The organism is Pseudomonas sessilinigenes (assembly GCF_003850565.1).
Lineage (GTDB): Bacteria > Pseudomonadota > Gammaproteobacteria > Pseudomonadales > Pseudomonadaceae > Aquipseudomonas > Aquipseudomonas sessilinigenes.
This window is the reverse complement of sequence record NZ_CP027706.1, coordinates 5,435,280-5,455,233: the sequence shown is the minus strand read 5'-3', so window position 1 is coordinate 5,455,233 and position 19,954 is coordinate 5,435,280. Positions and strand designations below refer to the sequence as shown.

The window sequence follows — 19,954 nt, the reverse complement described above, 5'->3', positions numbered from 1 at the left end:
GCAACGACTTCAGGGTTGCGCGGTCGCCGCCTTGGGCAGGTGCAGCAGGACGAAGTCGTTCTTGTCGAAGCGAGCACTGAGCACGGGTTCCAGGTGAGCCAGGGCCGTGCCTTCAAGACTGGACAGGTCGCTCTGATCGAGAATGATCCACGCCGGTCCGCTGATCTGGGCCAGGGCCTGGGGCTGATCGGTGAATTGCGGTTGCAGGTCCTGGTCGAGGTTGACCATGAACTTGATCGCCTTGGCATCCTTGCCCATGCGATGGAGGATCACCGGGGCCGGGTCCGCCTCGATCAACTGCAGGGCTGCATGGCTGAAGGTGCGGGTGTCGTAGAGCCGGTGCTCGACAGGCTCGTAAACGCCGATATAGCAAGCCCAGACCGCCAGGACCGCGCTGTAGGCCAGGCCCACGGCCCGCCATTGGCGCTTGAACAGCAAGGCCAGGGACAGCAGTTGCAACAGGCCAAGCACCACCAGCATCGGCGTGAGGTGGGTGAGCTGTTCGGGGAACTTGCGCCGCAATACCACCAGGCCGACCATCAGCAGGCCCGGTAGCAGCAACCACAAGCCCTGGATCAGGCCACGCAGCCAGGCCATGATTCGAGCGCTGCCAGCCTGGAACGGATAGGCCGCGACAATGGCCGCCATGGGCAGCATCGGCAACAGGTAGCGGGCCTTCTTCGCCTGGGGAATCGACAGGCCGATCATCACCACCAGGGCCGCTGCGGTACACAGGCGCAGTAGCTTCAGGCCAGGCCCCGGCTCTGCCGGGCGCGACAGCAGCACGGCGACCCAGGCCAGGATCGCCAGCGGATAGGCCAGGGCGTAGTTGCCCAGGGAACTGGTGAAGTAATAGAGGACGTCGCTGGAGCCTTCGCTGCCGTCCATGCGCCCCATGAACTGCATGCGGATCACGTCGTCGACGAAACCCTGGCCGCCACTGAGCTTGGCCAGCCACAGCAGCAGGGCGATGCACGCCACCAGCAACCCCAGGGCGCTGAAGCCAAAGCCGAACAAGCGACGCCACTGGCCGCCCAGCAGGTAGTAGCTGCACAGCATGCCGGTGGGGATCACCAGGCCGATGGGGCCGCGAATGGCAAAGCCCAGCACCAGCAACAGCAGGATCCAGCCCAGGCGCCGGGGCGCCGCGAAATGGTCGTGGGCATAGCCCAGGTAGAACACGGTGAGTGAAACTGCCGCCAGCATCTGGTCCAGTGAGACCGCGCGGGTTTCACTGATAAAGGTGTTGCTGAGCAGCAACAGGGCGACGCTCAGCAGGGCCCAGGTACGGGAGTAGGGCGCCAGCAGCCGGTAGACCAGGCTGACGATCAGCGCCGAGGCGATGGCCGTGGGCAGCCAGGCGGTGAGGCTGGTGACCTGCCCGTTGGGCAGCGAGAACAACCACACCAGCAGCGTCGAGGCGCTGGTGTAGTCGGCATAGGGCTCGCCATAGGTCGTGGGGAAGAACCCCGGCCCATGGCGTAGCATTTCCTTGGCGAACAGGAAGAAACGGGAATCGAAGCCGATCGCCGATTGATGATCGGCGCCGACGCAGAACAGCAGCAAAGTCAGCAGCCCCAGCCCCAACGATTGCCAAAGTAGTGTGTTCGCAGGGGAGCTGGAGTGCGTGTTCATTCAGGCCTCGGCGGACCACTGCTGATGAGGGATCGGCAGATTGCGCGACTCGCCACGACCGATCGGGAAGTAGGTGAAGCCATTGCGCGCCAGGCGTTCGGCGTCATACAGGTTACGGCCGTCGAAAATCACAGGCGCCTTGAGGCGCTGTTGGATCAGGTCGAAGTCCGGAGCCTTGAACTGCTGCCATTCGGTGCAGATGATCAGGGCGTCGGCACCGTTGAGTACCGACTCCGGGGTGCCCATCAGCAGCAGGCGAGACTCATCCGGATACAAGCGCTGGGTTTCCTGCATGGCTTCCGGGTCGAAGGCGCGGACTTCGGCACCGGCGGCGAACAATGCATCGAGCAGCACCCGGCTTGGGGCGTCGCGCATGTCGTCGGTGTTGGGCTTGAACGCCAGGCCCCACAGGGCGAAGGTCTTGCCTTTCAGGTCGCCCTTGTAGAAAGCCTTGATACGCTCGAACAGCTTGTGCTTCTGCCGTTCGTTGATGGCTTCCACTGCTTGCAGCAGGTCGCTGGAGCAATGGGCTTGCTCGGCACTGTGGATCAGCGCGCGCATGTCCTTGGGGAAGCACGAACCGCCATAGCCGCAGCCAGGGTAGATGAAGTGGTAGCCGATACGAGTATCGGCGCCGATCCCCAAGCGTACCGATTCGATATCGGCGCCCAGGTGTTCGGCCAGTTCGGCGATCTGGTTGATGAAGCTGATCTTGGTCGCCAGCATGCAGTTGGCGGCGTACTTGGTCAGCTCGGCGCTGCGCAGGTCCATGAACATGATGCGGTCATGGTTGCGGTTGAACGGTGCGTAGAGGTCGCGCATCACGTCGCGTACTTCTTCGCGGGCGCAACCGATGATGATCCGGTCCGGGCGGCGGCAGTCGGAAACCGCCGAGCCTTCCTTGAGGAATTCCGGGTTGGAGACGATATCGAATTGCAGTGGACGGCCGTCCAGGGCTTTCTCGATGTGGGCCTTGAGGGTGTCGCCGGTGCCGACTGGCACGGTGGATTTCTCCACCAGGATCAGCGGCTGCTCACGGTGACGGGCGACGGCATCGCCCACCGACAGCACGTAGCGCAGGTCGGCCGAGCCGTCTTCGCTCGACGGCGTGCCAACGGCAATGAACAGCACCTGGCCATGCTGTACCGCGAGTTTTTCGTCGTTGGTGAAGTGCAGTCGCTTGGCTTCGAGGTTTTCCTTCACCAGGCTTGCAAGCCCGGGCTCGAAGATGCTCACGTGTCCTTGTTGCAGCTGTTTGACCTTTTGCTCATCGATGTCCATGCAGATGACATCGTGGCCGACTTCAGCCAACACGGCAGCCTGTACGAGGCCGACATAACCACTTCCAAATACACTGATTTTCATGGGGTATTCCTGGGACTTGTCGCGGGTGCAGATCGAGAGTTGATGGTGATGACCCCGAGGATGACCAAGGCCACCCCGAGGGTTTTGGAAAGCGTGAAAGGTTCGTTGAACAGCGGCAGGCTGGCGGCTAGCAGGTAGACCAGTGCATAGCTGATGCTCAACAGCGAATAGGCCCGGCCCAGCGGCAGGTCGCGCAGGGCCAGCAGCCAGCAGAGCATCGACAGGGCATAGGCGCAGATCGCCGCGATGACCACGGCCAGGGCCGCCAGATCGACTGTGCCGTTGCCCAGGGCGTCCAGCCACTGCTGTGGCGCGGGCAGGCGAGTCATGCTCCAGCGCATGGCCAGTTGTGCGCCACTGACCAGCACCACGCTGCCCAGGGCGAAGATGAATCCCCTGGCCCGGCTCATGCGTGACGCCCCAGCAGCACTACGCCACCGATCACCAGGGCGACACCGAGCCAGTGGCGGCGATCGATGTGCTCACGGAACACGAAACGGGCGATCAGGGTGATGAACACGAAATTCAGGCTGAGCATCGGGTAGGCCACGCCCACCTCCATGCGCTGCAGCACCAGCAGCCACACCAGCAGGCCCAGGCCGAGGCTGAACAGGGCCAGCCACAACCAGCCCGAGCGCAGCTTGGCTACCACGGTCGATGGCTGGTCGCGCCAGCTTTCAACGGCAAATTTCTGTGCCACCTGGCCCAGGCAGGTCAGCCCGCAGGCCAGGAGTAGAAGCAACAGGCTCATGGCTGGCTCTGGGGAATGATAAAAATCACGATGTTGCCCTGGGCATAACGCTTGGCATCCGGTGGCAGCAGTTGGACTTCATGCTCCTCGTCGCGGCTCTTGACCCGCATGACCACGCCTACAGAGCCTTGCTTGCGGGCCTCGGCTATCCACGGTTGGACCTGCTCCAGGTTGACCTTGCGCTGGGCCGAATCGTCATAGGCCAGGCCGTATTTCAACTCGCCCTCGGTGTTGTACAAGGTCACATCGCTGCGGCGCAGACGCCAGGCCAGGGCCGAGGCCGCACCAAGGTCGTTGCTCAGCAGATGCTTGGCTTCGTTCAGTTCACCTACGTGATCGATGATGAATTGGTCGGGAATCTTGTTGTAGACCACCGAATTGGGCAGGGCGGCCGGGGCCAGGGCCGCCAGCAGGAAACTACCCAGGGCTGGAGCCGCCCACAGGGTCAGCGGACGCATGGCTTGCAGCAGGTTGCTGAGGATCCAGCCCAGCAGCAGGACGTAAACCAGCACCAAGTGCTGCGGCTCGTCCACATACACCGGTTTTTTCAGCTGGAAGTACACCAGCGCCAGCAAACCCAACAGGCCTGCCAGCAGATTGAGCAAGCCGTTGAGGCTGATGATGCGTGTCTGCTTGGCACTCAGGCGATCCATCAGGGTATTGCCCATCAGCAGCGCCAGCGGTAGCAGGCACGGCAGGATATAGGCGGGCAGCTTGCCCTTGCTCAGGCTGAAGAAGGCCAGTGGCAGCACCAGCCACAGCAGCAGGAAGCCGCTACTGCCCAGGCGTCGCTGGCTCCAGGCTTGTTTGAAGGTTGCAGGCAACAGCATGACCCAAGGCACACTGAAGGCCACCAGCAATGGCAGGTAGTACCACCATGGCGAGGCATGCTGGGCATCTTCACCGGCGAAGCGGCGAATATGTTCGTGCCAGAAGAAGAAACGCCAGTAGTCCGGTTCCTGGGCGTGCACCGCCAAGGCCCAGGGCAGGCTGATGAGGATGGCAACGAGGACGCCGATGCCACCCAATACCAGCAGCGATTTCAGGCGTTTTTGCCAGATGGCGTAGGGCAGGGCCACCAACACTGGCAGCAACCAGGCCAGGAATCCCTTGGTCATGAAGCCCATGCCGCAGGCCAGGCCCAGGACGACCCAGGCCAGTAGCTGCCCGCGGGAGGTCTTGCAGTCGAACGTGAACCACAGCGCAACCAGGCTCAGGTTGACCCAGAAGGTGAATTGCGGGTCGAGGTTGGCGTAGCCCGCCACCAGCGCCATCACGGTGAAACTCATGTACAGCACGGCGCTGGCCAGGGCCTTGCGCGGATCGTTCCACAAGCGCATGGCCAACAGGTAGGCCAGGACCACGCTCAGTCCGGTGCTCAGGGCTGACGCCACGCGTACCCCGAACAGGTTGTCACCGAAAACGGCCTGACCAATGGCCATCATCCAGTAACCCGCCACCGGTTTTTCGAAATAGCGAATCCCCATGAAATGTGGCGACGCCCATTGACCGCCATGGAGCATTTCCTGGCTGATCTGCGCGTAGCGGGTTTCATCGGGAATCCACAGGCCGTGGGTAGCCATGGGCAGGAGGTAGAACAGGCCGAAAGCGATCAGCAGCAGTGACAGGGCCCAACGTCTGGTCATGCTCCTTGCACTCCCAGCCAGCCTTCGCGGCCTTCCAGGGCGCCGCGTACCACCTGGCCTGCCGGCAAGCTGGAGATGTCCGCCGGGAGCATGTCTCCCAGGGGCTGGAAATGAATGTCGCGCTGCTTGGCACTGGCCAGCAGCTGGCGGAAGTCATTGGCCATCAGAATCCCTTCTACTTCGGCGTGGATGGTGTAGACATTGAGCTTGCCTGGCTTGAACCGGTCGAGGATGAAAGTGTTGAAATCAGCACTCGAGACCACCGGGCCGACGACTTCGTCGAAGGTCGGCAGGTCTACCGGAATCTGTGGCGCGCCCAGGCCGCCGTCCGCCAAACGTGGCTGGAACAGGCTCTGGCCGCGGCAATCGCTGTTGTAGCGAAAACCGAATTGTTGCTTGGCTTCGATGACCCGCTCATCGGCACGCCAACCGGCGGATGCCGAGCAGCTCACCGCTTGCCCGAGAATATCGTTGAGGCTGTCGACGCCACGGCGGATCTGTTCGATCAGCTGTGCCTGGCTCCAGCGCCCGGTGTTGGCCTGCCAGCCGTGGTGATCCCAGGCGTGCAGGCCGACTTCGTGTCCGGCAGCCAGGGCCTGGCGCATCAAGTGCCCCAGGTCCCGGCCAATGGGTTTGCCTGGCCAGGCGGTGCCGGCCAGGAGAATGTCCCAGCCATACAGGCCGGCAGCATTGGACCGCAGCATTTTCCAGAGGAACTGCGGACGGATCAGGCGCCACAGGTGGCGCCCCATGTTGTCCGGCCCGACGCTGAAGAAGAACGTGGCTTTGACCCCGGCTTCATCCAGCGATTCGAGCAGCCGTGGCACCCCCTCCCGGGTGCCGCGGTAGGTATCGACATCAATGCGCAGACCTGCCTGCATCAGCGTGCTTCTTCTTTGGCGCGATCGGCGATTTCCAGCATGGCTTCGCGCAGGAAGAAGTCCAGGGTGTTGCCGATGGTTTCGCTCATTTCCACGGTCGGTTCCCAGTTCAGCAGGCGCTTGGCATTCTCAATGCTTGGCTTGCGGTGCTCCACGTCCTGGTAGCCCGCGCCGTAGAAGGCCTTGCTTTCCACTTCGCGGAAACCGGCGAACGGTGGGAAGTTGCCACGCAGCGGGTGGGCTTCGAACTGGCGCAGCAGCTCTTCGCCCAACTGGCGGATGCTGGCTTCGTTGTCCGGGTTGCCGATGTTGACGATCTGGCCGTTGCAGCAATCGTTTTCGTTGTCGACGATGCGGGCCAGGGCCTCGATGCCGTCAGCGATGTCGGTGAAGCAGCGTTTCTGCTCGCCACCGTCGAACAGGCGGATCGGGGTGCCTTCCACCAGGTTGAGGATCAGCTGGGTAATGGCCCGGGAGCTACCGATACGTGCCGAGTCCAGGCGGTCCAGGCGCGGGCCCATCCAGTTGAATGGACGGAACAGGGTGAAGTTCAGGCCCTTGGCGCCGTAGGCCCAGATCACGCGGTCCAGCAGTTGCTTGGAGACCGAGTAGATCCAGCGCTGCTTGTTGATCGGGCCGACGATCAGGTTGGAGTTGTCTTCGTCGAAGTTCTTGTCCTGGCACATGCCATAGACTTCCGACGTCGACGGGAAGATCACCCGCTTGTTGTACTTCACGCAGTAGCGAACCAGCTTCAGGTTCTCTTCGAAGTCCAGCTCGAATACGCGCAGTGGGTTACGGGTGTATTCGATCGGGGTGGCGATGGCCACCAGCGGCAGGACCACGTCGCACTTCTTGATGTGGTACTCGATCCACTCGGAGTGAATGCTGATGTCGCCTTCGACGAAGTGGAAGTTCGGGTGGCTGCGCAGGCGCTCGATGGCGTCGCAGCCGATGTCCAGGCCATAGACTTCGTACTTGTCGTCGCGCAGCAGGCGCTCGGACAGGTGGTTACCGATGAAGCCGTTGACGCCCAGGATCAGTACGCGGGTACGACGTGGCTTGCGGCCGGACTCGGCGCCGCGCAGCAGCGAACCGTCCACCAGGCCCAGCTCGTTGGCCAGTTGCGGGCCGCTCAGGTACAGGCCGTTGGCGTTGCGCTGGCCGGAGGTGATGACCAGGGAGTCTTCGCCACAGGCGATGCGCAGTGGATCGACGCTGATGACCCGGCCCGGGGCCTGGCCTTCGTTGCCCTTGGCCACTTCGGCGCTCCAGACGATCAGCTTGTGTTCGCCGACGGCGCAGAAGGCACCTGGATAAGGTTGGGTCACGGCACGCACCAGGTTGAACAGCTCCTCGGCTGGGCGCTTCCACTCCAGCTTGCCGTCCGCAGCGGTACGACGACCGTAGTAGCTGGCCTTGGATTCGTCCTGGGCGGTTTCGCTGACCTTGCCCTGGGCCAGTGCCGGCAGGGTGTCGCGCAGCAGGCTGGCAGCGGCGTCACGCAACTTGTGGTGCAGGCTCAGCGCCGTGTCGCTGCGCTCGATGGCTACGCGTTCCTGGGCGATGATCGCACCGGCATCGGCGCGCTTGACCATGCGGTGCAGGGTCACGCCGGTCTCGGTTTCGCCCTTGACCAGGACCCAGTTCGCAGGTGCGCGGCCACGGTAGTGCGGCAGCAGGGAACCGTGCAGGTTGAACGCGCCCTTGCTGGCAGTGGCCAGCAGTTGTTCGCTCAGCAGGTTGCGGTAGTAGAAGGAGAACAGGTAGTCAGGGTTGAGCTTGGCAATGCGCTCGATCCACAGCGGGTGGTTGGCGTCTTCCGGGGCGTGTACGGCAATACCCTTGCGTGCGCACAGTTGTGCGACGGAACCGTAGAAGGTGTTTTCCTTCGGATCATCGGCGTGGGTGAATACCGCAGCGATCTCATAACCTGCGTTGAGCAGGGCTTCGATGCCAGCACAGCCAATATCGTGGTAGGCGAAGACAACAGCTTTATTGCTCATGGGGAAACCTGATCAGTATGGGTGGAAGTTAAACCGTCGACAGTCACGGTCGGGGCGGGTGCCGCCGGCTGACTGCGCAAGACTTTTTCGATGAAGAAGCGCGGGCGGGCCCGCACGTCGCTGTACATGCGTCCCAGGTATTCGCCCAGAAGACCCATGCCGATGAACTGGCCGCCGGTGAACACGAAGAGCACCGCGAACAGCACGAAGTTACCGTCGCCGGCCCAGGTGGCGCCGAAGATCAAGCGCAGGATGATCAGCAGCATGGCGAACAACGCACCCAGGCCGGCCATGCTGAAACCGATGATGCTCAGCAGGCGCAGGGGGGTGGTGGTCATGCAGGTGATCAGGTCGAACATCAGGTTGACCAGGCGCATCGGGCTGTACTTGGAGTCGCCGTGCTCGCGCTCGGCGTGCTCCACCAAGACCTCGGTGGTGTGCCGGGCGAAGCTGTTGGCCAGGATCGGGATGAAGGTGCTGCGTTCGGTACAGGCCAGCATCGCGTCGATGATGGTCCGGCGGTAGGCGCGCAGCATGCAGCCGTAGTCGCTCATGGCCACGCCAGTGGAGCGTTGCACCGCCATGTTGATCAGCTTCGATGGCCAGCGGCGGAAGGCCGAGTCCTGGCGGTTGTTGCGCACGGTGCCGACCACGTCGTAGCCGAGCTCGGCCTGGGCCACCAGGCGCGGGATTTCCTCCGGCGGGTTCTGCAGGTCGGCATCGAGGGTAATCACCACGTCGCCGCGGCACTGCTCGAAACCGGCCATGATCGCCGCGTGCTGGCCGTAGTTGCGATTGAGGATGACCGCCACCACCGGGCTGCCTTCGCGTTCCGCGGCGGCTTGCAGGATATTCGCCGACTCGTCGCGACTGCCGTCGTCCACCAGGACGATTTCAAAGTCGTGCTTGAGCAGGCGGCAAGCCGCTTCGGTACGTCGCAACAGCTCGGGAAGGCTCTGTTCTTCGTTGTAGACCGGGATGACGATCGACACGAACTGAATGGGATAAGGTTTCAAGGGTTTCAGTCCAGGAGGTTTTCAATGGCGCCGGCAACCCGCTCGACATCGTCGAGTGTCATGTCCGGAAACAGTGGGATCGAGCACAGTCGCGCAGAGTTCCATTCGGTATGTGGCAGGTGCACATCCGGGAAGCGCTGGCGGTAATAGGTATGCATGTGGGTGGCGATGAAGTGGATACCCGTGCCGATGTTCTGCTCCTGCAGGCCTTTCATGAAGGCTTCGCGATCCAGGCCGCAGCGCTCGGCGTCGATGCGCAGGATGAACAGGTGCCAGCTGTGCTGCTGCGGGTACTGCGGCACGTGCAGCGGTTGCACCGGCAGGCCGGCCAGACGCTCCAGGTAAGCCTTGGCCAACACTTCGCGGCGGGCGTTGATCTGGTCCAGGCGCTGCAGTTGCACCAGGGCGATGGCGGCATTCATGTCCGCCAGGTTGTACTTGAAGCCGGGTTCGATCACCTGGGCCTGGGGCTTGCGACCATGGGTCAGGCGGTCATAGGCATCCACGCCCAGCCCGTGGAACTTGAGCATGCGCACACGGTTGGCCAGGGCTTCGTCGTCGCTGACGAACATCGCGCCTTCGGCGCATGTCATGTTCTTGATTGCATGGAACGAGAAGATCGCCGTACCCCGGGCACCGATCTCACGACCTCGGTAGGTCGTGCCGGCCGCGTGGGCGGCGTCCTCGATCACGGCGATGCCGTGCTTGTCGGCCAGGGCATACAGTGGATCGAGGTCGAAGGCTGCACCGGCATAGTGCACCGGGATAATGGCCTTGGTCTTGGGCGTGATGGCGGCTTCGATGGTGGCTGCGTCGCTCATCAGGGTGTCGGGATCGACATCGACGAACACCGGGGTAGCACCCAGCAGGCAGATCATGTTGGCGGTGGAGACCCAGGTCTGGGAGGGGGTGATCACCTCATCCCCCGGACCGATGCCCAAGGCCAGCAGGGTGATGTGCATGGCGCCGGTGGCCGAGGATAAGGCCACGGCATGGCGGGCGCCGACACGTTCGGCGAAGAGCTGCTCGAGTTCCTGGTTTTTCGGGCCGGTGGTGATCCAGCCGGAACGCAGAACCTGCTCTACAGCAGCAACCTCTTCATCGCCAATACTCGGGCGCGAGAAAGGAAGGAAAGCCTGGTTCATGGTTACCTCGGGTTACAGAATACGGGGTGTAGCGAGCGAACAACGGTTCATGGAACGCGGGGAGGTCAAGCAGTCATCAGGCGCATCCAGTTGATTGAGCCAGCGTGGCATTCCATGCAGCAAATGAGTAAAGACTAAGTTTGTGAAAAGTAAATGTGGATCAAGGTGTTATCTTTGCAACCTGCGAAAGGACTGCACTAAGACCCTTGGCCGTCGGTGGCTGAGATTAAGCGGAAAAATGTGAAACGAATATGAAAAATAAGGTAAAAGTCCGTTTTTCTGCGAGCCAGACAGGCAGGGTTCAGTTTTTTGTTAATTTTGTTCATCAATTGGCTGTAACCGCCAGTTTTAGCGGGTTTAAGGCGAGCAGAAAAGGGTGCAACCCAGGGATTTTTCGCAACTGGCCAAGGCGCTATCAAGTGCAACCGGTTTGTTACATATGTCCATGACTGCGCCCATCGAACAAGCCAGCGAAAACATCGGCGCGACCAATCCCTTGAGCCTGTACCTGGCGCGATTGGCGCCCTCCAGCCAGTCGACCCTGCGCTACGTCCTGCAGGACGCGGCCGACCGCCTGGGGTATGAGGACATGAACCTTGAGGACATCCCCTGGCACCAGCTGCAGCCGGAGCATGTCACCGCCCTGGTCGCGACCTTGCGTCGCGATGGCTACGCCCCCAATACCTCTTCGCTGTACGTCAATGCCCTGCGCGGAGTCATGAACGAGGCCTGGCGGGCCAGCCTGATCAGCCAGGATCATCTGCTCAAGATGCGTTCGGTAAAGCCCATCGCCGGCACGCGCCTGGGGCGCGGCCGTAACCTGCGACGTTCCCTGATCCAGGACCTGATGGGTGTGTGCGCGGCGGATCCGCGGCCCCAGGGAGTGCGTGACGCGGCGATCATCGCGGTGCTCTATGGCTCGGGCATGCGCAAGTCGGAATCGGTGAACCTTGACCTGGCCCAGGTGGACTTCGACCAGCGCAGCCTTGAGGTGCTGGCCAAGGGCAACAAGCAGTTGATCAAGTACGCGCCGGCCTGGGCCTTCCACAAGCTGCAAGCCTGGCTCGACTTGCGCCGCGAATGCCTGCCCGAGGGGCAGGCCGATGATCCGTTCCTGTTCAATCGCATTCGCCGCGGCGGCCATATCACCCGTGAACGTATCAGCAAGCATGCCATCTACTACATCGCCAGGCAGCGAGGAGCCGAGGTGGGCGTGCGGATCATGCCCCATGATTTTCGTCGCTCGTTCATTACCCGGGTGATCGAAGAGCATGACCTGTCGATCGCCCAGAAACTGGCCCACCACACCAATATCCAGACCACCGCCAGCTATGACCTGCGCGACGACAACGAACGTCGTCGCGCCATCGACCGTTTCGACCTGTAATCCGCCGGCCTCAGGCTGCCGGCGTGCCAGGGACGAGCTGGCCGGTCAGATCCCAGACTTCCAGCATCCTGGAGTACTCACAGGCGTGGCTCGGGTCGCTCAGTAGCCAGTCCTCGAAGGCCTGGCGTTCCGCGAGGCTGCAGTCGTCCTCGCGCAGGCGGATGCACCAGTGGGCCGCCTGCATCATTACGTACTCGTCTGCTGCGCTGGCAGGCTCGGTCATTGTTCAATCCTTGTTCAAAGTGGAGCTCACTGCGCCCGCCATGGGCGGGTATCGCGCCAGTATCAGGCCCAATCGCGTGCGCCGCCAAGGCGTGGCTCAAGTTGCTGTTGTCGCACCCAGGACATGCGCCAGGCCCTGGGTAGAGATCCTTACCCGAGTGCCCGGGGCCGGCAGGTGGGGGCCCTGATTGCGTACCGGCAGCAGCTGCTCGCCACCGCTAGCGGTGGCCAGGGCGACATTGAGGGTGCAGGTGTTGCCGGCGAAGTCGCAATCTTTGACCACGGCGACGCAACCGGATGCGACCCCGCTTCCCGGGGCCTCTGGAGCCAGTTGCAATTGTTCGGGGCGCAACATGATCGTGGCTTGGCCCCTGGCAGCCGAATCGCGTACAGGCAGCACGCCGAGGTCGCAGTGGGCCAGGCCGTTGTCCAGGTGTGCCGGTAACAGCACGGCATCGCCCAGGAACAACGCCGTCTGCGCATCCTGCGGGTGCTGGTACAGCTCCAGGGGAGGGCCGGCCTGGATCAACCGACCCTGGCGCATGACCACCAGTTGATCGGCAAAGGACAAGGCCTCGGCCTGGTCGTGGGTAACCAGGACCGTGGTCACTCCGGCAGCGGCCAGCAGGCGGGCGACGGTCTTGCGCATCGAGGCCCGCAAGCCGGTATCCAGGGCGGAGAAGGGCTCATCGAGCAGCATCAGCCGTGGGCGCTGGGCCAGGGCGCGGGCCAGGGCCACTCGTTGTTGCTGGCCGCCGGACAGCTCATGGGGCCAGCGTGTTGCCATGTTGGCCTCCAGGGCGACCATTTCCAGCAGTTCAGCGATGCGCTGGCGCTTGCTGTCCAGGCTCCCTGGCAGGCCGAAACCGACATTGGCCGCCACGCTCAAGTGCGGGAACAGCGCGCCATCCTGCGGGACATAGCCAATCAGGCGCTGGTGGGCAGGTACCGCGCCCCGGCCATCGACCATGACCTGGCCGTCGAGGGTAATGCGCCCGCGGTCGGGGAATTCGAAACCGGCAATCATGCGCAAAAGAGTGGTCTTGCCGGAGCCCGAGGGGCCGACGATTGCCGTGCGACTGCCAGAGGGTACGCAAAGGTTGATATCGGTCAGCGCCGCTACTGGGCCGAAGGATTTGTGCACTGCATGGAGTTCAAGGGTATTCATCGGCCTGCGCTGCGCCTGGACTGTTGGTAGAGAAGGCCGGTCAACGGCAGTGAAAGCACGATCATCAGCAAGGCATAGGGCGCTGCCGCGGCGTAGTCGATTTCGCTGGTCATGGTCCAGAACCCGGTCGCCAGGGTCCGGGTGCCGTTGGGTGCCAGCAGCAGGGTGGCCGTCAGCTCGTTGCTGATGGCCAGGAACACCAGCGCCGCCCCGGCCGCCGCACCCGGTGCCGCCAGGCGCAAGGTGATCCACCACAGGGCCTGCAGCGGTCCACGGCCCAGGCTGCGAGCGATGTTTTCCAGCTCCACCGGGGCCTGGGCGATGCCGGCCCGCAAGCTGACCAGCGCCCGGGGCAGGAACATCAGGGCGTAGGCCAGGAGTACGCAAAGGCTGGTCTGGTAAAGCGGCCGGGCGAATTTTACGGTGATGGTCACCAGCGCCAGGGCAACGACGATGCCCGGCAGGGAGCTGCTGATGTAGTTGCAGCTTTCCAGCAGCCGCAGCAATGGGCCCGGGGCGCGGATCGACAACCAGGCCAGTGGCAGGGCGACCAGGGTGGTCAGCAATGCGCCGAGGCTGGCCAGGACCAGGGTCTGTTGCAGGCTGGGCAGCAAGTCCGCGCTTTGCCAGACGGCCATCCCGCCGGCCAGCAACCACTTGCCCAGGGTCCACAGGGGAACGCCCAGGGCCAGGAGGCTGGTGAGCATCGTCAGTCCCAGGCCGGCGTAGCGCGAAATCGCCTGCAAGCGCACGGCACGTTGTGCCCTGGGGCTGCCGGAGCCGACCCGGGCGTAGCGGGCGTGGCCTCGACTGGCAGACTCGATCGTCAGCAACAGCAGGCAGCACAGCACCAGCACCCCGGCCAGCATATTGGCCGCAGGTCCGTTATAGGTGGACTGGAACTGGTCATAGATGGCGGTGGTGAAGGTATCGAAGCGAATCATCGCGTAGAGGCCATACTCGGCCAGCAAGTGCAGGCCCACCAGCAACGCACCGCCGCCGATGGCCAGGCGCAGTTGTGGCAGGACTACCCGCAGGAACAGTGGCCAGGGCCGTAGCCCCAGGGACTCGGCAACGTCTTCGATAGCCGGGTCGAGCCGGCGCAAGGAGGCAGCGACCGGTAGGTAAATGAAAGGGAAATAGGCAATCACCGACACCAGCACGGCGGCCGGCAATCCATGCAGGGTCGGCAGCAGGCTGACCCAGGCATAGCTGTGAACGAACGCCGGTACGGCCAGGGGGGCCACCGCCAGCAGGGACCAGGCCCGGCGCCCCGGCAGGTCGGTGCGCTCTGTGAGCCAGGCCAGGGCCACTCCCAGCAGCACGCACAAGGGCAGCGTCAGGGCCAGCAGCAACAGGGTGTTGTACAGCAGCTCCAAGACCCGTGGGCGCAACAGCAATTGGGCAATGGTCGCCCAGCCGGTCTGGATCGAAATACCGACGACGAACCCCAGGGGCAGCAAGGCCAGCAACGACACCAGCAAGGCCGTTGCCGACAGCCACGGCACGGCCCCCGGGCCCAGGCCACGACGGCGATAGCCGGCCAGCGTGGTGCCCCGGGCCTTGCCGATATCGGCGGCGTTGGACAGCGACAGGTCGTCGGCCATGGCTTACAGGAGACCGGCCTGGCCCATCAGGTCCACGGCTTTCTTGCTGTTGAGCCTGGCGGCATCGACCTTGGGGGCATCCAGTTCGGCCAGGGGCACCAGTTGCGAATTGGATGGCGCGTCCTGGCCCACGGCATATTCGAATGAGCGACCGCTCTTGAGTACCTCTTGGCCCTGCTTGCTGGTAATCCACTTGAGGAAGGCCTGGGCTTGTTCCTGGTGCTTGCTGGAGGCCAGTACGCCACCTCCGGAAAGGCTGACGAAAGCCCCCGGGTCCTGGTGCTTGAAGTAGTACAGGGCGGTGTTCTTGCTGTTTTCCCCGGTCTTGGACTGGTCGACGAAGCTGTAGTAGTGATAGATCACGCCACTGTCCACCTGGCCGGCATTGACGGCCTTGAGCACCGCGCTGTTGCCGCGATACAGGCTGGCATTGGCCTTGATGCCCTTGAGCCATTCCAGGGTGGCGGCTTCGCCCTTGAGTTCCAGGACGGCACTGACGATGGCCTGGAAGTCAGCCCCGGCGGGCGAGGCGGCCCACCGGCCTTTCCAGGCCGGTGTTGCCAGGTCCATCAGCGACTTGGGCAACTGGCCGGAGTCGAGCTTGGTCGGGTTGTAGACGAACACGGTGGAGCGGGCTGCGATCCCCACCCAGTTGCCATGGCTCGGCCGGTAAGCGGCGCCGACCTGCTCGAGGGTGGTCGGCGCGACCTTGGCCAGCAGCCCGGCGTTATCCACCAGGGCCATGGCCGGGGAGTTCTCTGTCAGAAACACGTCTGCCGGGGAAGCGTTGCCTTCCTGCACCAACTGGTTGCCCATCTCGCTGTCATCGCCATTGCGCAGGGTGACCTTGATCCCGGTGTCGCGGGTAAAACCTTCGACCCAGGCCTTGGTCAGGCCCTCATGCTGGGCGTTGTAGACCAGGATGCCGTCGGCATCCGCAGCCCAGGCATGCCCGGCAGCCATCACGGCGCCGGCGAGCAGGGCGGACTTGAAGAGAGAGGGGGTACGAATGGCCATGGTGAAGGCAGCTCCTGGTTTTTTTGGAGGCATCGGTCCGGACCTTGGCTTGGGAAGTCGCCGTTTCACGTTGACCAATGGGAATCATTTGCAGGTGAAAGCTGGGCGCAATGTAGAGCGGCAAACAAGAAAAAATCGTCAAATTTATGCGTAATTCCTGTCATGGCCGAGCTCATGCCGAATGGCCTGTGATGTGTGCCACAGCGTGGGTGGAGCAGGTTAAGAAAGGCGCAGGCAAGGCCCTGGCGCTGATTTATACTCAGCGCCGGAAAATCGCTGGAAATGGAATTGACACATCATGAGGGAAGACCGATGAGCGCCAGACTGTGCAACAACATCAGTGCCGTGACCTTTGTCAGCAAGTACAAGGCCGTGTGCCAGCCAATCGCTGATCAACTGGACCTGCCGGTGGAGAACATCCTCGGCCTGGCTGCCCAGGAAAGCCAATACGGTACCGGGCGGATTGCCCGGGATCTCAATAACTATTTTTCCATGCATGCCCCGGCGCCGCTGCAGAGCGGCGCCGAGTCGCCCCAGGGCAATGCGGCGATCAAGGTCGCCAAGTTCGCCTCATTCCAGCAATCGGCACAGTCCTTCGCCCAGCGTTATGGCGGTTCGGTACGGGGCAAGCGTGAGCCCATGGAGTTTGCCCAGGCCCTGGTACGCAGCGGCTACAACAGCGGGGACGCGGCCACGGGTGGGCGCAATGGCTTCGCCAAATACCTGGCGGACATCATCGTTGCAGTCAGGGGGCGGCTGGCATGCTGAGGGTCACGGCCGTTTCCTGGGGGCTGGGCCTGTCCCTGGCCTGTGCGGGGCTCAGTGCCTGTGCCCAATCCGCGTTGCAGCCGACCCAGATCGCCTCCACCGGGTTGAGCCGAGAACAAGCCCAACAGGTGCTGCTGGTGGCCCTCAAGCACCAGGACTACCCGATGAGCAAGCCGGGAGTCTTCGTCGATGGCGACCTGCAGGATGAGAGCGGCAAGCCCCCTCATCCGGGGTACTTCGATTTCAGCCTGGGCTACAACGATCCCAAGGCCGGTGCCACCGAGTACTGGGGGTTGTTCTCGGTGAGCCTGAATACCGGCGATGTCTGGGAAATCAACAGCTGCAAGCGCCTCGACGGTGGTGAACTGCGGGCCTTGCAAGGGCAGATCATGGGGCGCACCGGCAAGACCTTGGTGGATGAAGAGCCCCAGCGCCAGGGGCTGGGTTGCGAGGACGAAAAATAAGACTGCCCGGCGCGTCCAGTCGAGCGGTGACCGGCCAGGCTCTGGCGCCTGGCCGGTCACCATCAGTATCGCCAAGGCACCTGCCCGGGTACTGAACCGATACGCCCCGCATGGCTTCAGAAGCGGTAGCCGAGGTTGACCATCATCGCGGCGCTGCCCAGTAGCACCACCTCGGTCCCGAGCGGGCCGTAGTGGGCGCCAATGGCCGGAATCAGGGCTGGGGCCACGCCGAAGTGGTTGAGTGGAATTTTGTCCTTGTACTTGCCCTTGTAGCCCTGGATCAGGCCGCCGCTGAGCTTGGCGTAGACCGGCCAGCTGGCGTTTTCCCAGGCCTTGCCTGCATAGGCGTAGTAGGAGCGCTGGGAGAAGGAGTTGCGAAAGGTGCTCAGGCCCCAGAGCTGGCCATCGGCGTAATTGCGTTCCAGGCCGGCCAGGTCCTGGTGGTTGTTGTGGTCGGGGTCATGCTTCCAGTGCTGGGTATAGGCGCTGGTCTGCAGGTACCAATAGTCCTGTTGCGGGGCGCCCTGGCTGGTCTGGCTGGCGGCCAGCAGTAGCGCGCCACCGAGGCAGGCAACGCTGTATCGCTGGCGAAGAAGACCGAGGCGCAGGGCCTGGAGGCGATTCTTGATTAGCATGCTCACTCCCTGCCCGAGGGGCAGTCATGCCCCCTCGTGCATCAAGGGAGCGAAAGGGACGGGACGCTAGCAGTAGGTCATTCACCGGATCAATGCTGAAACTGTTGCATGATCTATATCCGCCTCGATGCGCTGGATCAGGTAGGGAAAGAAGGGATTGGCGGTCAGGCGCATCAACTCATCCATCGGAACGACCAGCACCCCACGCTCGCCCCGGGCCGCCACGGTACCCAGGTGTACCCCGAAGTCTTCGGCAGTCGATGGCTGGGTCCCGTACAGGGCGTCATCCAGGGGGAAGGGCAGGGCCACGTGGGACAGGGAAAACACTTCTAGCGGATAGGCCAGGTCCAGGGGCTGGCGAGTGCTGTGCTCGCTGGCGGCGGTGGTGGTCTGCAGCTCCATGGCCATGCTGGCGCTGCCACTGTTGGTCAGCACCTGCGTCGTGTAGCGGCGGGGCGGAGGAGGCAGCAGCCCGGCCAGGGAGGTGACGCTCGCCGGGTCCAGCAGGCCTTCGAAATCCCGGGCGCGGTTGAGGTCGAAAATCACCAGCTCGCTGCCGTTGGCTGGCAACCGCTGGTACAACCCATCGACCAGCGCCCGAGTGCTGACGGTGGCGTCGGTCAGCGACTGGAAGCTCAGGATCGGTGGCAGGTTGGCCAATCGCGGATCCTCCGCCAGGGCCAGCAACTGGCTTTGCAGGGCATCGGTGAGTAACCAGGACTGGCGTGCGCCGTTGACCGGGAACGAGTTGTACTTGAACGGGTTGTACTCTGGACGCAGGTTCAGCCAAGCCGCCTTGCTGAAGGCCGGGAACACTGCGGGCCACGCGGCCAACCCGGCAAAACGCGCGGACGCCGCCACCCCGATCATTGGCGAGATCAGCACCAGGCGCTGGGCCTGGGGCAGGCGTGGATCGGCCAGGGCGTCCAGGGCGTACTTGACCGCCAGGGCGCCGCCGTTGGAGTAGCCAACGATATGCAAGGGCGCCGGAGCCGGCACTTCCTGGCGGGCGGTGCGTAGCGCCATGCGGGTCGCGGCCAGCCAGTCCTGCCAGCGCGCATCGGTCAGGCCCGCGGGTACCGTGCCGTGACCGGGCAAGCGCAGGCCGATGGCCAGGTAGCCGTGCTCGACATAGCGACGGGCGACATGGCGCAGGCTGTAGGGCGAGTCTGTAAGACCATGCACCAGTACCACCACACCTTGTGGCCGGCCTTTGGGGCGCAGTATGTAGGAGTGGTTCCAGTTCGTGGCGAACGCTGGCGGGTAGGTCCTGCTGTCCTGGCGATAGCGATTGAAGGCCGGCACCTGGGCGGGATCGAGGGTTGCGCTGACCTGTTGCTCAACTTCGGCGAACACCCGCTCCTCGGCCTTGAGCCAGGTGGCCCAGTCTGCCCGGTCGAGTTGCTCAGCATCGAGTTCATGAGGCACATGCAGGTGCCAGGGTTGCAGCGCCGGGCCAGCCGCACTGTCGTAGGCTCGCCAGGCCAGCAGGGTCACTCCTGCGATCCCGAGCACCAGGCCTGCCTGTTTCAGCAGGCGCCACAGCAGGGGCGCCATCAATGCGGCTCCACGGCGCTGATGCGGTATACGCAGCGGCGGTCGCCAGTGATCAAGTGCTCCACCCGCTGCACATGGCCCAGTTCACCGATGGCGGCCTGGAACACCTGCAATTCGGAGCGGCAAAAGCCCTGGCATTGCCGGGCCGCGACGCAGATCGGGCAATGGCTTTCGATCAGCAGCCAAGCATCGCCCTCGGGTTCGACATGAGCCATGTAGCCGGCTACCTCGCGGATCTGCGCCAGCGCCCGGACCCGTGCCTCCAGGGACGGCAATGGACTGCAGGCGCCAAGGTATTCGGCGGTGTTGATGCGTTCCATATCGCTGACGATGCGCTCCACGCCGTCGGCGCCATACACCGCGCGAATCGAGTCGATCAATTGCAAGGTCAGGTTGGCGTGGGTATCGGGAAAACGCGCCTGGGCCTGTTCGGTCAAGACCCACTTCTGCGAGGGCCGACCTGCGCCCTGGGCCGGCATCAGTTGCCCGCTGATGAGTTCGCTGTCCACCAGCTTCTGCAATTGCTGGCGAGCCGCCTCCTGGGAGATCTCCAGCAACGGTGCCAGGTCGGCGGTTTTCAGCGGGCCACGGGTCTTGAGCAGATACAGAATGCGCTCGGCGGTGGCGCCGGGGTTTTTCTTGTCGGCTTGAGGGGACATCGAAGACATGCGGGGCCATTAACCA

Annotated in this window: 19 protein-coding genes; 3 read left to right on the top strand and 16 right to left on the bottom strand. The window is 63.4% G+C overall.

The features are described 5' to 3' along the window. Positions 1-9 precede the first annotated feature (9 nt). Genes C4K39_RS25030 through arnB form a run of 9 tightly spaced genes read right to left on the bottom strand, consistent with a single transcriptional unit; the run spans position 10 to position 10,445 of the window. The gene (locus C4K39_RS25030) at positions 10-1,635 is read right to left on the bottom strand and encodes an ArnT family glycosyltransferase (protein WP_124347682.1); all 1,626 of its coding nucleotides are present in this window, start codon (positions 1,633-1,635) and stop codon (positions 10-12) included. After that, complete coding sequence (locus C4K39_RS25025; RefSeq protein WP_068587272.1) at positions 1,636-3,000, bottom strand: UDP-glucose dehydrogenase family protein; 1,365 nt, start codon at positions 2,998-3,000, stop codon at positions 1,636-1,638. Next, a complete protein-coding gene (gene arnF / locus C4K39_RS25020; RefSeq protein WP_124347681.1) occupies positions 2,997-3,410 on the bottom strand; it encodes a 4-amino-4-deoxy-L-arabinose-phosphoundecaprenol flippase subunit ArnF in 414 nt (137 codons plus the stop codon). Before arnF ends, C4K39_RS25025 begins: the two co-directional genes overlap by 4 nt. Then, complete coding sequence (gene arnE / locus C4K39_RS25015; RefSeq protein ID WP_068587268.1) at positions 3,407-3,751, bottom strand: 4-amino-4-deoxy-L-arabinose-phosphoundecaprenol flippase subunit ArnE; 345 nt, start codon at positions 3,749-3,751, stop codon at positions 3,407-3,409. The genes arnF and arnE overlap by 4 nt, the downstream gene beginning before the upstream one ends. Beyond that, a complete protein-coding gene (gene arnT / locus C4K39_RS25010; RefSeq protein WP_124347680.1) occupies positions 3,748-5,397 on the bottom strand; it encodes a lipid IV(A) 4-amino-4-deoxy-L-arabinosyltransferase in 1,650 nt (549 codons plus the stop codon). The genes arnE and arnT overlap by 4 nt, the downstream gene beginning before the upstream one ends. After that, complete coding sequence (gene arnD / locus C4K39_RS25005) at positions 5,394-6,278, bottom strand: 4-deoxy-4-formamido-L-arabinose-phosphoundecaprenol deformylase (protein ID WP_124347679.1); 885 nt, start codon at positions 6,276-6,278, stop codon at positions 5,394-5,396. The genes arnT and arnD overlap by 4 nt, the downstream gene beginning before the upstream one ends. Continuing rightward, positions 6,278-8,284: a bifunctional UDP-4-amino-4-deoxy-L-arabinose formyltransferase/UDP-glucuronic acid oxidase ArnA gene (gene arnA, locus C4K39_RS25000; protein WP_124347678.1), complete on the bottom strand. Its 2,007-nt coding sequence runs from the start codon at positions 8,282-8,284 to the stop codon at positions 6,278-6,280. Before arnA ends, arnD begins: the two co-directional genes overlap by 1 nt. Then, the gene (gene arnC / locus C4K39_RS24995) at positions 8,281-9,300 is read right to left on the bottom strand and encodes an undecaprenyl-phosphate 4-deoxy-4-formamido-L-arabinose transferase (protein WP_068587260.1); all 1,020 of its coding nucleotides are present in this window, start codon (positions 9,298-9,300) and stop codon (positions 8,281-8,283) included. Before arnC ends, arnA begins: the two co-directional genes overlap by 4 nt. 5 nt (positions 9,301-9,305) lie before the next feature. Then, complete coding sequence (gene arnB, locus C4K39_RS24990) at positions 9,306-10,445, bottom strand: UDP-4-amino-4-deoxy-L-arabinose aminotransferase (RefSeq protein ID WP_068587258.1); 1,140 nt, start codon at positions 10,443-10,445, stop codon at positions 9,306-9,308. Positions 10,446-10,890: 445 nt separating this feature from the next. On the opposite strand from arnB, the gene C4K39_RS24985 reads away from it, so the two are divergent. Further along, complete coding sequence (locus C4K39_RS24985; protein ID WP_068587294.1) at positions 10,891-11,832, top strand: site-specific integrase; 942 nt, start codon at positions 10,891-10,893, stop codon at positions 11,830-11,832. Positions 11,833-11,842: 10 nt separating this feature from the next. Here C4K39_RS24985 and C4K39_RS24980 read toward each other — a convergent pair whose 3' ends face one another. From C4K39_RS24980 to C4K39_RS24965, 4 genes are all read right to left on the bottom strand, one after another. Then, on the bottom strand, positions 11,843-12,055 hold the full coding sequence (locus C4K39_RS24980; protein ID WP_124347677.1) for a FecR/PupR family sigma factor regulator: 213 nt from the start codon (positions 12,053-12,055) through the stop codon (positions 11,843-11,845). A 96-nt stretch (positions 12,056-12,151) separates the two neighbouring features. Then, the gene (locus C4K39_RS24975; protein ID WP_124347676.1) at positions 12,152-13,222 is read right to left on the bottom strand and encodes an ABC transporter ATP-binding protein; all 1,071 of its coding nucleotides are present in this window, start codon (positions 13,220-13,222) and stop codon (positions 12,152-12,154) included. Next, positions 13,219-14,829 carry an ABC transporter permease gene (locus tag C4K39_RS24970; RefSeq protein WP_124347675.1) on the bottom strand — a complete coding sequence of 537 codons (1,611 nt, stop codon included), beginning with the start codon at positions 14,827-14,829 and terminating at the stop codon, positions 13,219-13,221. Before C4K39_RS24970 ends, C4K39_RS24975 begins: the two co-directional genes overlap by 4 nt. A 3-nt stretch (positions 14,830-14,832) precedes the next feature. After that, positions 14,833-15,846 carry an iron ABC transporter substrate-binding protein gene (locus C4K39_RS24965; RefSeq protein WP_068587251.1) on the bottom strand — a complete coding sequence of 338 codons (1,014 nt, stop codon included), beginning with the start codon at positions 15,844-15,846 and terminating at the stop codon, positions 14,833-14,835. A gap of 312 nt (positions 15,847-16,158) precedes the next feature. Between C4K39_RS24965 and C4K39_RS24960 the strand changes: the two genes are divergently transcribed. Together C4K39_RS24960 and C4K39_RS24955 are read left to right on the top strand one after the other, a co-directional pair. Further along, entirely contained in the window at positions 16,159-16,614 is a 456-nt protein-coding gene (locus tag C4K39_RS24960) for a glucosaminidase domain-containing protein (protein ID WP_068587250.1), read from the top strand. Continuing rightward, positions 16,608-17,078 carry a hypothetical protein gene (locus tag C4K39_RS24955; protein ID WP_068587248.1) on the top strand — a complete coding sequence of 157 codons (471 nt, stop codon included), beginning with the start codon at positions 16,608-16,610 and terminating at the stop codon, positions 17,076-17,078. Before C4K39_RS24960 ends, C4K39_RS24955 begins: the two co-directional genes overlap by 7 nt. A gap of 116 nt (positions 17,079-17,194) precedes the next feature. Here the strand turns inward: C4K39_RS24955 and C4K39_RS24950 are convergent, their stop codons facing one another. From C4K39_RS24950 to C4K39_RS24940, 3 genes are all read right to left on the bottom strand, one after another. Further along, positions 17,195-17,713: a sn-glycerol-3-phosphate transporter gene (locus tag C4K39_RS24950; RefSeq protein ID WP_124347674.1), complete on the bottom strand. Its 519-nt coding sequence runs from the start codon at positions 17,711-17,713 to the stop codon at positions 17,195-17,197. An 81-nt stretch (positions 17,714-17,794) separates the two neighbouring features. Then, on the bottom strand, positions 17,795-19,270 hold the full coding sequence (locus C4K39_RS24945; protein WP_124347673.1) for an alpha/beta hydrolase: 1,476 nt from the start codon (positions 19,268-19,270) through the stop codon (positions 17,795-17,797). Then, entirely contained in the window at positions 19,270-19,929 is a 660-nt protein-coding gene (locus C4K39_RS24940) for a helix-turn-helix transcriptional regulator (RefSeq protein WP_217884157.1), read from the bottom strand. The genes C4K39_RS24945 and C4K39_RS24940 overlap by 1 nt, the downstream gene beginning before the upstream one ends. Positions 19,930-19,954 lie beyond the last annotated feature (25 nt).

Bases quoted from the DNA above. Each gene is read 5' to 3' on its own strand.
- C4K39_RS25030 (WP_124347682.1), bottom strand. From the start codon at position 1,635: ATGAACACGCACTCCAGCTCCCCTGCGAACACACTACTTTGGCAATCG.
- C4K39_RS25025 (WP_068587272.1), bottom strand. From the start codon at position 3,000: ATGAAAATCAGTGTATTTGGAAGTGGTTATGTCGGCCTCGTACAGGCT.
- arnF (WP_124347681.1), bottom strand. From the start codon at position 3,410: ATGAGCCGGGCCAGGGGATTCATCTTCGCCCTGGGCAGCGTGGTGCTG.
- arnE (WP_068587268.1), bottom strand. From the start codon at position 3,751: ATGAGCCTGTTGCTTCTACTCCTGGCCTGCGGGCTGACCTGCCTGGGC.
- arnT (WP_124347680.1), bottom strand. From the start codon at position 5,397: ATGACCAGACGTTGGGCCCTGTCACTGCTGCTGATCGCTTTCGGCCTG.
- arnD (WP_124347679.1), bottom strand. From the start codon at position 6,278: ATGCAGGCAGGTCTGCGCATTGATGTCGATACCTACCGCGGCACCCGG.
- arnA (WP_124347678.1), bottom strand. From the start codon at position 8,284: ATGAGCAATAAAGCTGTTGTCTTCGCCTACCACGATATTGGCTGTGCT.
- arnB (WP_068587258.1), bottom strand. From the start codon at position 10,445: ATGAACCAGGCTTTCCTTCCTTTCTCGCGCCCGAGTATTGGCGATGAA.
- C4K39_RS24985 (WP_068587294.1), top strand. From the start codon at position 10,891: ATGACTGCGCCCATCGAACAAGCCAGCGAAAACATCGGCGCGACCAAT.
- C4K39_RS24980 (WP_124347677.1), bottom strand. From the start codon at position 12,055: ATGACCGAGCCTGCCAGCGCAGCAGACGAGTACGTAATGATGCAGGCG.
- C4K39_RS24975 (WP_124347676.1), bottom strand. From the start codon at position 13,222: ATGAATACCCTTGAACTCCATGCAGTGCACAAATCCTTCGGCCCAGTA.
- C4K39_RS24970 (WP_124347675.1), bottom strand. From the start codon at position 14,829: ATGGCCGACGACCTGTCGCTGTCCAACGCCGCCGATATCGGCAAGGCC.
- C4K39_RS24965 (WP_068587251.1), bottom strand. From the start codon at position 15,846: ATGGCCATTCGTACCCCCTCTCTCTTCAAGTCCGCCCTGCTCGCCGGC.
- C4K39_RS24960 (WP_068587250.1), top strand. From the start codon at position 16,159: ATGAGCGCCAGACTGTGCAACAACATCAGTGCCGTGACCTTTGTCAGC.
- C4K39_RS24955 (WP_068587248.1), top strand. From the start codon at position 16,608: ATGCTGAGGGTCACGGCCGTTTCCTGGGGGCTGGGCCTGTCCCTGGCC.
- C4K39_RS24950 (WP_124347674.1), bottom strand. From the start codon at position 17,713: ATGCTAATCAAGAATCGCCTCCAGGCCCTGCGCCTCGGTCTTCTTCGC.
- C4K39_RS24945 (WP_124347673.1), bottom strand. From the start codon at position 19,270: ATGGCGCCCCTGCTGTGGCGCCTGCTGAAACAGGCAGGCCTGGTGCTC.
- C4K39_RS24940 (WP_217884157.1), bottom strand. From the start codon at position 19,929: ATGTCCCCTCAAGCCGACAAGAAAAACCCCGGCGCCACCGCCGAGCGC.